This window comes from Paraburkholderia sp. JPY419 (assembly GCF_050435705.1).
GTDB classification, from domain to species: domain Bacteria; phylum Pseudomonadota; class Gammaproteobacteria; order Burkholderiales; family Burkholderiaceae; genus Paraburkholderia; species Paraburkholderia youngii.
The window spans coordinates 3313472-3325964 of the sequence record NZ_JBNDKV010000002.1 but is presented as its reverse complement, the minus strand read 5'-3'; the positions used below and the strand labels follow the sequence as shown (position 1 = coordinate 3325964).

The window sequence follows — 12493 nt, the reverse complement described above, 5'->3', positions numbered from 1 at the left end:
CGTTCGACGACCATTATGCGAAAACGCCGCGGGTCGATTATCGAGAGCAATCGTGACACGCGGCGCACACCTGAATCAGTTGAAGTCGCTTTCGAGGAACGGGCCGCGCTTGACGGCCTGGTCGAGCGTGACGAGCGTCTCGAGCAGCTCGGCCATGCGATTGAGCGGCACCGCGTTCGGTCCGTCCGACTTCGCCTGCGCCGGATTCGGGTGCGTTTCCATGAACAGACCCGCGACGCCGACCGCCACCGCGGCGCGCGCGAGCACCGGCACGAATTCGCGCTGGCCGCCCGAGCTCGTGCCCTGACCGCCCGGCAACTGCACCGAGTGCGTCGCGTCGAACACGACCGGCGCGTTGGTCTCGCGCATGATCGCGAGCGAACGCATGTCCGACACGAGGTTGTTATAGCCGAACGACACGCCGCGCTCGCACGCCATGAAGCGGTCTTCCGACAGACCCGCTTCACGCGCGGCGTCGCGCGCCTTGTCGATCACGTTCTTCATGTCGTGCGGCGCGAGAAACTGGCCCTTCTTGATATTGACCGGCTTGCCCGAGCGCGCGCACGCGTGGATGAAGTCCGTCTGACGGCACAAAAACGCGGGCGTTTGCAGCACGTCGACGACCGACGCGACCTGCTCGATCTCGTGCTCGGCGTGCACGTCGGTCAGCACCGGCAGACCGAGCTGGCGCTTCACTTCCGACAGGATACGCAGACCTTCGTCCATGCCCAGACCGCGGAACGACTTGCCGCTGCTGCGATTGGCCTTGTCGTACGACGATTTGTAGATGAACGGAATGTTCAGCTTCGCGCAGATTTCCTTCAGGCGGCCGGCCGTGTCGATCGTCATCTGTTCGGATTCGACGACACAGGTACCGGCGATCAGGAAAAACGGCTTGTCGAGCCCGATTTCGAAATCGCCCAGTTTCATGCTTTCTCCTCGACCCTCGACTGCTGATGCGCGAGCGCCGCTTCGACGAACGACTTGAACAGCGGATGACCGTCACGCGGCGTGGACGTGAATTCCGGATGGAACTGCACGCCGACGAACCACGGGTGCATGCTGCGCGGCAGCTCCATCATTTCCGGCAGATCCTCGCTCGGCGTACGGGCGCTAATGATGAGGCCACCCCCTTCGAGCTGGGGCACGAAACGGTTATTCACCTCATAACGGTGACGATGACGCTCGTTCACGTCCGTGCCGTAGATCTCTTCGGCGAGCGTGCCGGGCTTGATCGGGCAGCGCTGCGAGCCGAGACGCATCGTGCCGCCGAGGTCCGATTCTTCGGTGCGCTTCTCGACGCGGCCTTCGCGGTCGTACCACTCGGTGATCAGCGCGACCACGCGATTCTTCGTTTCCTGGTCGAACTCGGTGCTGTTTGCGTCCTTCAGACCGACCACGTCACGCGCGAATTCGATCACGGCGAGCTGCATGCCGAGGCAGATGCCGAGATACGGCACCTTCGCTTCGCGTGCGTAGCGGATCGCGGCAATCTTGCCTTCGGTGCCGCGACGGCCGAAGCCGCCCGGCACGAGCACCGCGTCGAGATGCTTGAGGCTTTCGACGCCTTGCGTTTCGATCTCTTCGGAGTCGATGTACTCGATGTTCACGCGCGTCGACGTATGCATCGACGCATGACGCAGCGCTTCGATCAGCGACTTGTACGACTCGGTCAGATCGACATACTTGCCGACCATGCCGATCGTCACTTCGTGCTTCGGGTTCTGCAGCTTCTCGACGAGGTCGGACCACATGGAAAGGTCGGCCGCCTTCGGCGTGAGCTTCAGCTCCTCGCAGATGATCGCGTCGAGACCCTGGTCGTGCAGCATCTGCGGAATCTTGTAGATGCTGTCCGCATCCCACACGGAAATGACCGCGTCTTCGGGTACGTTCGAGAACAGCGAGATCTTCGCGCGCTCGTCGTCCGGAATGCGGCGGTCGGCGCGGCACAGCAGCACGTGCGGCGAGATGCCGATTTCGCGCAGCTTCTGCACGCTGTGCTGGGTAGGCTTGGTCTTGAGCTCGCCGGCCGTGGCGACCCAGGGCACCAGCGTCAGGTGCACGAAGCACGCGCTGTTGCGGCCGAGGCGCAGGCTCATCTGACGCGCGGCTTCGAGGAACGGCAGCGATTCGATGTCACCCACCGTGCCACCCACTTCCACGATCGCGACATCGGGCTCGCCGCACGTTGCAGAAGCTGCGCCGCGTTCGACGAATGCCTGGATTTCGTTGGTGATGTGCGGAATGACCTGCACGGTCTTGCCGAGATAATCGCCGCGGCGTTCCTTGCGGATCACCGATTCGTAAATCTGGCCCGTGGTGAAGTTGTTGGCCTTGCGCATCTTCGTGCTGATGAAGCGCTCGTAGTGGCCAAGGTCGAGGTCGGTTTCCGCTCCGTCTTCCGTCACGAACACTTCGCCGTGCTGAAACGGGCTCATCGTGCCGGGGTCGACGTTGATGTAGGGATCGAGCTTGAGGAGGGTGACTTTAAGACCGCGCGATTCGAGGATCGCGGCGAGGGAAGCGGCGGCAATACCCTTGCCGAGGGAAGATACTACGCCGCCGGTGACGAAAACATATTTGGTCATCGCTGGATGCTCGCGGGAAAAACGGATTATACCGTAAAGGATGGTCCCGACCCAGCAAAAAACGACCCGCCCGACGCGCGCCGATGCCGCCTCGCGTGGCAGCCGGCGCAGCAGATTGGGGCCCGCTTCGTGCGCGCAGCGCGTCAGGCGGTTCGCTCCAGCTCGCGCAACATACGTTGCACCGCGCGCGCGGTTTCGATCGGCTTTTCCATCGGATACAGATGGCTGCCCTCGATCCACTCGACGTGCCCGCCGGTCGCGCGCCGCGTCGCGTCGAGACCGACCTGGCGGATTTCCTTCGAGTGCGTGCCGGCGATGAACCCGACCGGCACCGCCGCGCCGCGCGCGAGCCGCGCGCCGAGCGTATGCGGCAAAGTTCGGTAGATCTGGTATTCGGTGCGCCGATCGAAGGCGAGCACGCGGGTGCCGTCGGGCGAACTCTGCGGAATGCCGAAGTCGATGTAGTCGGACAGCATGCGCTCGTCCCAGCGCGCGAACGCGGGTTTCGAATGAAAGTGCCGCCAAGCTTCGTCGCGGCTAGCCCATTGCGTGCGGCGCTTGCGCGTCGCGGCGGCCGGCGACAGCCGCTCGTCGAGCCCGGTCCATTGCGACACGCGCAGCATGCTGCTGCGCCAGCCGGCGATCACCGGCGAGTCGAGCATCACGACGCCCCTCACCCACTGCGGCTTTTTCAGCGCCGCCATCAGCGACAGATAACCGCCGAGCGAATGCCCGACGAGCCACACTGGCTGCTCATACTTGCGTGCGATATCGTCGAGCAGTTGGTCGACCAGATGGGGCCAGTCCTGCGTGACCGGAAAGCGCGAATCATGACCGATCCGCTCGATCGAGCGCACCTCGTAGTCGTCGGAGAGTTCGGCGAAGATGGTCCGGTAAGTCGAGGCCGGAAAGCCGTTCGCGTGCGAGAAATGGATGATGTTTTTCAACTGCGGCAATCTCCGTTGTGTTTTTTACGCGCGGGCGGGTGCTTCGTCTGTGCCGCTGCTTATACCGCTGCTTGCGCCCGTTGTCTGCGCCGTTGCGCTCATTGAGCGGCGGCGCGCTCAGGGCTCCATCCAGTAGCGGCGCTGCGTGTCGCGATAGCGCTCGAGCGTGAGCGCGGCGCCCTCCTCAGCGCGCGCGCCCGGATCGACGTCGACCCTGACGCCGCCATCCCGATCGCTGCGCGCGAGCTCGATATGACGCGCCACATAGCGCGCGAGCACGCCCGCGTTCGGATGATGAAAACGATTCTCGTAGCCTACCTGAAATAACGCGATGGACGGATCGACAGAGTCGAGGAACGGTTCGGTCGACGAGGTCTTGCTGCCATGATGCGGCACTACCAATACTTGCGCGCGTAGCATCTCGCGATCGCGTGCGAGCAGCGCGCGTTCGGTCGGCGCTTCGATGTCGGCGGTCAGCAGAGCCGCGAAACGCGGCGCGTTCGCACTGACCAACGCCGCCTGGCCTGCATTGGTAGCGGGCAACGTGCTGACTCTCAACACGCAGCAATGTTCGTTCGCCTTGCCGGTGAGCGCCCCAGCGTCCGGCCACAAGACGGCGAACTCGACACCGTCCCACTGCCAGCGCTGCCCCGCCACACACGGCAGCGTCCGCGTGCCATGCTGCTTCGCCTTCTGCCACAGCGGATGGTCCGGCTTCAGTCCGGCCACCAACTGACGGACCTCGATCGCGTCGAGCACTGCCGGCGCGCCGCCCGAATGATCCGAATCGTCGTGGCTGATCATCAGCGTATCGAGCATCGTCACACCTTGCGCCTGCAGGAACGGCACCACCACTCGATCGCCAGCATGCGTCGATTCCGGGCCGGGGCCGGCATCGAACAGCAACGCGTGATGCGCGGTCTGCACGAGCACCGACGTGCCCTGCCCGACATCGAGCGCGGTCAGACGGAACGCGCCCGATGGCTCGGCGAGTGCGCCGTTTGCGCTGGGCATCAGCAGCGGCAGCCACGTCAGCGGCGCCGCCCAGCGCAACGGCCAGCCGCGCGGCGCGAGACACCACAGCACACCGACTGCCGCCGCGGCGAGCGCCCACACATGCGGCTGCGGCAACCACCACAGCGTCCAGCGCGGACCCGACACCAGCTCCAGGCCGGCCACGAGACCATCGAGCAGCGTGTGCGCGGCGCGCCACGCGAACGCGTCGAGCGGCGCGGGCAATGCGACGCCCGCGAGCACCGTCGGCGTGACGAGAGCGCTCACCCACGGAATCGCGAACGCATTCGCGAGCGGACCGACGAGCGGAATCTGCGCGAACCAGTAGGCGGTCAGCGGTGCAAGCGCGACCGTCACCGCAAACTGCACGTGCGCGGCGCTGCGCAAGCGTTCGGCGAGTGCGCGCAGGTGCCGGATCAATTCCGGACGCAGCGCCAGCCACCTGCGTTGCGCCGCGCCGCCCTGTACGTCTTCATGCTGGCGGCACGCCTGTGGACCGCGCACGCGCGGCCGCCCCGCCATCGCGAACAGGATCGCGCCGACCGCGCAGAATGACAGCCAGAATCCGGCCGACACGACCGCCCACGGATCGACCAGCAGCACGAGCCCGAGCGCCCACGCGAGCACCGTTGAGCGCGCCAGTTGCCGGCCACCGACGAACGCCAGCGCGACGAGTGCGGCCATCCACAGCGCGCGTTGCGCCGGCACGTTGAAGCCGGCGAGCGCGGCATGCAGCGCGGCGAACAGCGCCCCGGCCGTCACGCCGACGAGTTGCGCGGGCAAGCGCAGCGGCCAGTTGCGGCCGAGCCAGCCCGAGCGTCGCCAGACTGCTGCCGCGAGCCAGCCGGTCAGCCCCGCGACCAGGCCGATATGCAAGCCCGAGATCGCCACCAGATGACTCGTGCCGGTGCCGCGCATCAATTGCCAGTCGGCGGGGCTCAGCTGGTTCTGCGCGCCGACCGCGAGCGCGACGACGATGCCGCGATGCGGCGCATCGGCGAGCACCGTGTCGATACGCGCGCGCAATGCGGCGCGCCAGCGGTCGACCAGCACGGCGAGCCCGCGCGCGCGACCGGCGAGGCGTCGCGCATGCTCTGGCACGCTCACGTAACCAGTCGCGCGGACGTTGCGCGCGAGCAGACTCGCCTCGGCATCGCGCACGCCGAAATTCGCGTTGCCGTGCGGGCGCTTCAGGCGCACGGTCAGACGCCAGCGCTCGCCCGGTTCGAGCCGCGGCGCCGGGGCGCCGCGCGCGATCCAGGCGAGTTGGATCACGCGCGGAAAAGCGGCGAGGCGCGCATCGTTCGACTCGACGTCGAACAGGAAGCGCGCGCCTTTGTCGTCGCGCGTTGGCAGACCCTTGATAGCGCCGACCACCTCGATGTCGCGCCCTTCCCACTCATGCGGCAGACTCACGGCGAGCCGCGTATGAGCGCGCAGAGCCGCATATCCGAAACCGACGCAGATCGCCGCGCACCACACGGCGCCCCAACCGGCGACCCGCCGCATGCGGACATCGCGCCATGCGCGGCTAGCGAACCGGTTCGAAAAGCGCCGCTCGTATTCGAGCCGGTACGCCGCACCCACCCTATCGCCACGCAAACCCCACACGGCAACGCCAGCCGCCGTGGAGCCGGCCAGTATCAACGCCCACGATCCGCCCGCATCCGGCAACACCGCCTGCTGCTGCAGCCAGATCACCCCCAACGCAAACCCGCACCAGACTGCCCGCATCCGCCCTCCGCGCCACTGGCGCCGGGCGTCGTCACGCGCCGGCGAGCAGGCAGCAGCGAGCCCGCCGGGCATGGGTCTCGCCCGGCGCGAACCCTTTCGATCAACGGAATCGATTATGCAGAGGAAAGCGCGAGTCGCGGCAGCGCGGCGAGCGCGTTAGCCGTTGTGCCAAGGGCTGCTGCGTCGGAAGTGACACCGCGCAGTTGCGCGAGACTCGCGCCGATCGCCGGAATCTGCTCCGGCGAATTGCGCTGCCTGTACATCCACGATGGCGCGATATCGGGCGCGTCGGTCTCGACGACCAGCGCGTCAAACGGCAGCTGTTCGGCGAGTCGGCGGATCTGCCGCGCGCGCTCGAACGTCAGGTTGCCGCCGAACCCGAGATGCAGGCCCTGATCGATATAAGCCTTGGCCTGCTGGAAACTGCCATTGAACGCGTGCGCGATGCCGCGATGGATCTGATGCCGGCGCAGTCCCGCGATCACCTGATCCTGCGATTTGCGCACGTGGCAGATGACCGGCAGATCGAACTCGCGCGCCAGTTGCAACTGCCCGTTGTAGAAAAATTGCTGGCGCGCATCGTCGAGACCGTCGACGAAAAAGTCGAGCCCAATCTCGCCAATGCCGACGAAGCGCGGATCGTCGAGACTCGCCTCGATCTCCAGGCGCAACAGGTCGAGGTCGGCGTCGACGGCGCCTGGCGTGTACATCGGATGAATGCCGAGCGCGTACGCGCCGCCGTCGACACGGTGCGCGAGCTCGCGCACCGCCGCGAAGTTCTGTCGCCCGATCGCTGGGATCACGATGCGCGACACGCCCGCATCGCGCGCGGACGCCGCGACCGCGTCACGATCGGCGTCGAACTCCGAAGCGTCGAGATGGCAGTGCGTATCGATCCACATGGGTTGTCTCGCTGGCAATGGAACCGACCGAAGGTGGTCCGGCGGTTCGCGGCGGCGGTCAGCATCCGCGGACCACCCGCAACGACCGTGCCGGGGTTTGGCTCAACTCGGGCTCGACTCGGTCTGAACCCGGGTTCAGACCGGCACCGGCGGTTCTTCGTGCAGCACGCCGTCGCGCAGCCGCATGATGCGATCGCAGCGCCCCGCCAATTCCGGGTCGTGCGTGACGATCACGAAGCTCGTCTCGAGCGTGCGCGACAGTTCGAGCATCAGGTTGAACACGGTGTCGGCGGTGCCGCCGTCGAGGTTGCCGGTCGGCTCGTCGGCGAGCACGCAGGCGGGCTTCGTGACGAGCGCGCGCGCGATCGCGACACGCTGACGCTCGCCGCCCGACAGCTCGCCCGGCCGATGCTTCGCGCGATGCCCCATGCCGACGCGCTCCAGCACCGCCATCGCCTCACGGCGCGCGACTTCGGTCGTCTCGCGACGAATTCGCAGCGGCATCGCGACGTTATCGAGCGCGGAAAACTCCGGCAGCAAATGGTGAAACTGATAAACGAAACCGAGCGCGCGATTGCGCAGGTCGTTGCGCTCGCGCTCGGAGAGCTTCGTGAACGGCTTGCCGAGCACCGACACCTCGCCCGCGCTCGGATCGTCGAGACCGCCGAGCACGTGCAGCAGTGTGCTCTTGCCGGAGCCCGACGCGCCGACGATCGCGAGCTTCTCGCCGCGCCGCACGGCGAGCTCGGCATTGTTGAGCACCTGCACGTTCAGGCCACCCTGCACGAACGATTTGGAAATGCCGGTGGCTTCGAGCACGTACGGATACGATGCGGGGTCCTGAGCGGTCATGGATGAATCGGTTGAGGGATGGACGAGGCGGTCATTCATAGCGCAGCGCCTCCGCCGGACGGACCTTCGCGCCGCGCCAGCTCGGATACAGCGTCGCGAGCGCGGACAGCACGAACGCGATGATGCCGATGCGAGCGACGTCGGCCGGAACCAGCTCGGACGGCAGCTCGCTGATGAAGTACACCGACGGCGGCAGGAACTGCACGCCGAGCAGATGCTCGATCATCGGCACCAGCCACGGAATGCTCCACGCGATCAGGCAGCCGAGCGCGACGCCGGTCGCCGTGCCGATGAAGCCGATCGTCACGCCCTGCACGACGAAGATCTTCATGATCGAGCCGGGCTGCGCGCCGAGCGTGCGCAGGATCGCGATATCGGCTTGTTTATTGGTCACCGTCATCACCAGCGACGACACCAGATTGAACGCGGCCACCGCAATGATCAGCGTCAGGATGATGAACATCATGCGCTTCTCGATCTGCACCGCCGAGAACCAGGTCTTGTTCTGCTGGGTCCAGTCGCGAATGTACAGATCGCCCGACAGCGTGCGCGCGAGCTGACGCGCGACTTCCGGCGCGCGCTGCATGTCGGTGAGCCTCAGCCGCACGCCGGTCGGCGCGGGCAGCCGGAACAGCGCCTGGGCGTCCTTGATGTTGATCAGCGCGAGCGTGCTGTCGTATTCGTAGTGGCCCGACTCGAAGATGCCGACCACCGTGAACTGCTTCAGGCGCGGCAGCATGCCGGCCGGCGTGATCGTGCCTTCGGGCGCGACGAGCGTGATCTTGTCGTTGACCTGCACGCCGAGATCGGCCGCGAGATCGGCGCCGAGCACGATGCCGAAGTCGCCGGGTACGAGGTCGGTCAGCTTGCCGCCCTTCATTTCCTTGCCGATATCGGACACTTCCGGTTCGAGCGTCGGCTCGATGCCGCGCAACGCGACGCCGCTCACCGCATCCTGGCGCGTGAGCAGCGCCTGGGCCTCGACGTAGGGCGCCGCGCCGATCACCTGCCGGTTCTGCCGCGCTTCCTTCGCGGTGAGCTGCCAGTCGGGCATCGACCCGGTCGGCGAAAAGATCTCGACGTGCGCGAGCACCGACAGCATGCGGTCGCGCACCTCTTTCTGAAAGCCGTTCATCACCGACAGCACCACGATCAGCGCCGCGACGCCAAGCGCGATGCCCGACATCGACACCAGCGCGATGAACGAGATGAAGCCGTTGCCAGTCGTGCGTTTGCCGGCGCGTGTGTAGCGCCAGCCAATCTGCCATTCGTAGGGAAATTTCAAGCGAATCCTTTTGTGCGTTCTTCGACTGTGTGTCGGGAGCGGCGGACATCGAGCGTGCGCCGAGCGGCCCGAGCGTCGTGATCGTTGGGCTCGCGGCGGCGCGGATCGTTCCTCGCCCGCCCAGCCGCCGTGCGGCTCCGCCGGCGCATGGAGGCGTGGCTGCACGGTGCGCCACCCCTGCCGCGCCCAGCGATCAAGCGCGAAGTTTGCCACACAATGCCGCCGGCTCGCGCAAAGCTCATGCCTCGGTTCGCGATCGACAAACCGACCGTGCCTCGTCGAAATACTCGCACCGTTTGCCCTACAATGCGCAGCATCATGCCTGCCGACCGCCTCCATCTTCTGCTGCCCTTCGCGCTGCCCGCCGCGGCCGACGCCTCCACCGCGCTTCACGACATCCAGAGCCCCGCCCTCGACAGGCTGATCGCCCGCGCGACGCTGATCGAACGCGTGATCGGCGAAGATTTTCAGCGCACGCTGCCGCACGAGCGCTGGGTCGCGCGACAATTCGGCGCGCTGCCCGATGGCACGGCAGGCGCCTCGGCCGCCGCCGACGAAGCCCCGCTCGCGCCCTACATGCTGCGCGCCGACGGCGGCGAACCCGGCAGCGCGACGTGGGCCTGCGTGCAGCCGGTGCACGTGCACATCGCGCACGACCACCTGGTGCTGATCGATCCCGCGTCGCTCGATCTGTCGGACGACGAAGCGGCCACGCTGCTCGCGCTTGCGCGTCCGCTGATCGAGGAACTCGGCGTGCGCATCGAAGCGCCGAAACCGACCCGCTGGTATCTGTCGAGCGACGCGTTCGGCACGCTCGCGGGCGCGTCGCCGTTGCGCGCGAGCGGCCGCAACATCGAGATCTGGCTGCCCCACGAAGCGCATTCCGGCGAACGCTCGCGCGCATGGATGAAGCTGCAGAACGAAGTGCAGATGGCATGGTTCGAGCATCCGGTCAACGAGGCGCGCGAGGCACGCGGGCTGCCGGCCGTCAACTCGATCTGGTTTTACGCGCAAGGCGCCGCGCGGCCGGTGCGCAGTCCGTTCGCGCAGGTGCTGTCCGACGCCGCCGCGACGCGGGGCCTCGCGCTCAGCGCGGGGATCACGCCAGGCGCGCCGCCGGCGTCGTATCGCGAACTGCCGGCGGCGCTGCGCCGTGCAACCAACGGCAGCGGCGCGACACTCGTCGAACTCGATCCATTCTCCGCGCCCTACATCGAACAGGACTGGGCGCGCTGGAACCAGGCATTCGCCGCGCTGCAGACCGACTGGTTCGAGCCGGCGCTCGCGGCGCTGCAGGCGGGCGAACTCGCCGAACTCGACCTCACGCTGTGCGGCGACACCGGCTCGGTGACGCTGAGCGTCACGCGCAGCGATCTGCGCAAATTCTGGCGGCGGCGCGTGCTGGCCTCGCTTTTCATCGAATGATCCACGGCCCTTCCGCATGACCCGAATCGTTACGCGCCCCTGCTCCCCCGTCGATGCCGAAGTACTGATCCGCTGCGGCATGCATCCGGTGCTCGCGCGCCTGTACGCATCGCGCGGCGTGTGCCTGCCCGAAGAGGTCGAGACCGGCCTCGCGCGGCTCGTGCCGCCCGTCGAGCTGAAGGGCTGCGACGCGGCCGCCGCGCTGCTCGCGGACGCGCTCCAGCGGCAGCGCCGCATGCTGGTCGTCGCCGACTACGACTGCGACGGCGCGACCGCCTGCGCGGTCGCGGTGCGCGGACTGCGCATGTTCGGCGCGCGCATCGACTATCTGGTGCCGAACCGCATGGAGCACGGCTACGGGCTCACGCCGGACATCGTCGAGCTGGCGGCGCGCAGCGCGGCGGGCAAGCCCGATCTGCTGATCACCGTCGACAACGGCATCGCGAGCGTCGACGGCGTCGCCGCCGCGAACGCGCTCGGCATCGACGTGCTCGTCACCGACCACCACCTGCCCGGCGACGAACTGCCCGCCGCGCGCGCGATCGTCAATCCGAACCAGCCGGGCTGCAGGTTCCCGAGCAAGTGCCTGGCCGGCGTCGGCGTGATGTTCTACGTGCTGCTCGCGCTGCGCGCCGAACTGCGCCGCCGCGGCGCGTTCGGCGACGCGCTGCCCGAACCGCGCCTCGACGGCCTGCTCGATCTGGTCGCGCTCGGCACCGTCGCCGATGTCGTCAAGCTCGACGGCAACAACCGCGTGCTGGTCGCGCAAGGTCTGCAGCGCATCCGCAAGGGTCGCATGCAGCCGGGGATCGCCGCCCTTTTTCGCGCCGCCGCGCGCGACGCGCGCAACGCGTCCGGCTTCGACCTCGGCTTCGCGCTGGGACCGCGCCTGAACGCGGCGGGACGGCTGTCGGACATGTCGCTCGGCATCGAATGCCTGACCACCGATGACGTCGGCCGCGCGTGGGAACTCGCGCAGCAGCTCGACGCGATGAACCGCGAGCGCCGCGAGATCGAGGCCGGCATGCAGCAGCAGGCACTGGATGACCTGTCGGCGGTCGACCCCGACGGCGCGACCACGATCACGCTGTTCAATCCGGGCTGGCATCAGGGCGTGATCGGCATCGTCGCGGGACGGCTGAAGGAGAAATTCCACCGCCCGTCGTTCACGTTCGCACCCGCCGACGATACCGGCGTGCTCGTCAAAGGCTCGGGCCGCTCGATCGCGGGCTTTCATCTGCGCGACGCGCTCGATCTGATCTCGAAGCGCGAACCGGACCTGATCGTCAAATTCGGCGGCCACGCGATGGCCGCGGGCCTGACGATCGCCGCCGCGAACGTGCCGCGCTTCACGGCCGCCTTCGAGGCGGTCGGCCGCGAATGGCTGTCGGCGGAGGCGCTCGCGCGCACGGTCGAAACCGACGGCGAGCTAGAAGACGCGTATTTCACGCCGCAATTCGTCGAGATGCTCGATGCGGCCGTATGGGGCCAGGGCTTTCCGGCGCCGGTGTTCTCGGGCGAATTCGAGGTCGCGTCGCAGGCGCTCGTGAAGGACAAGCACCTGAAGCTGCAACTGTTGCGCGGCCGCCAGCGCTTCAACGCGATCTGGTTCAATCACACCGATACGCTGCCCGCGCGCACCACCGTCGCCTACCGGCTCGCGAGCGACACATGGAACGGCGTGTCGCGCGTGCAATTGATCGTCGAGCACGCGGCGAGCTGAAATCTTCCGCAAAATCAATCGCG

The 12493-nt window shown here is 67.2% G+C and carries 9 protein-coding genes; 2 read left to right on the top strand and 7 right to left on the bottom strand.

Features of this window, described 5'->3' with window-relative positions:
• Window positions 1-75 precede the first annotated feature (75 nt).
• From kdsA to QFZ91_RS21465, 7 genes are all read right to left on the bottom strand, one after another.
• Window positions 76-930 carry a 3-deoxy-8-phosphooctulonate synthase gene (gene kdsA / locus QFZ91_RS21495; protein ID WP_368591762.1) on the bottom strand — a complete coding sequence of 285 codons (855 nt, stop codon included), beginning with the start codon at window positions 928-930 and terminating at the stop codon, window positions 76-78.
• Window positions 927-2588 (bottom strand): CTP synthase, encoded by a 1662-nt coding sequence (locus tag QFZ91_RS21490; protein ID WP_176108205.1) that lies wholly within the window; start codon window positions 2586-2588, stop codon window positions 927-929. The genes kdsA and QFZ91_RS21490 overlap by 4 nt, the downstream gene beginning before the upstream one ends.
• Window positions 2589-2731: 143 nt before the next feature.
• The gene (locus QFZ91_RS21485; protein WP_176108204.1) at window positions 2732-3535 is read right to left on the bottom strand and encodes an alpha/beta fold hydrolase; all 804 of its coding nucleotides are present in this window, start codon (window positions 3533-3535) and stop codon (window positions 2732-2734) included.
• Between the two features lie 117 nt (window positions 3536-3652).
• Entirely contained in the window at window positions 3653-6283 is a 2631-nt protein-coding gene (locus tag QFZ91_RS21480; RefSeq protein WP_429568358.1) for a DNA internalization-related competence protein ComEC/Rec2, read from the bottom strand.
• Between the two features lie 113 nt (window positions 6284-6396).
• Complete coding sequence (locus QFZ91_RS21475) at window positions 6397-7185, bottom strand: TatD family hydrolase (protein WP_176379963.1); 789 nt, start codon at window positions 7183-7185, stop codon at window positions 6397-6399.
• A gap of 135 nt (window positions 7186-7320) precedes the next feature.
• The gene (lolD, locus tag QFZ91_RS21470; protein WP_018435427.1) at window positions 7321-8037 is read right to left on the bottom strand and encodes a lipoprotein-releasing ABC transporter ATP-binding protein LolD; all 717 of its coding nucleotides are present in this window, start codon (window positions 8035-8037) and stop codon (window positions 7321-7323) included.
• A 31-nt stretch (window positions 8038-8068) separates the two neighbouring features.
• Window positions 8069-9322, bottom strand: a complete 1254-nt coding sequence (locus QFZ91_RS21465) for a lipoprotein-releasing ABC transporter permease subunit (RefSeq protein ID WP_429568357.1) — start codon at window positions 9320-9322, stop codon at window positions 8069-8071.
• Between the two features lie 306 nt (window positions 9323-9628).
• Between QFZ91_RS21465 and QFZ91_RS21460 the strand changes: the two genes are divergently transcribed.
• Both QFZ91_RS21460 and recJ read left to right on the top strand, forming a co-directional pair.
• Entirely contained in the window at window positions 9629-10747 is a 1119-nt protein-coding gene (locus tag QFZ91_RS21460; protein ID WP_429568356.1) for a regulator, read from the top strand.
• Between the two features lie 16 nt (window positions 10748-10763).
• Window positions 10764-12470: a single-stranded-DNA-specific exonuclease RecJ gene (gene recJ, locus QFZ91_RS21455; protein WP_429568355.1), complete on the top strand. Its 1707-nt coding sequence runs from the start codon at window positions 10764-10766 to the stop codon at window positions 12468-12470.
• Window positions 12471-12493: the final 23 nt, after the last annotated feature.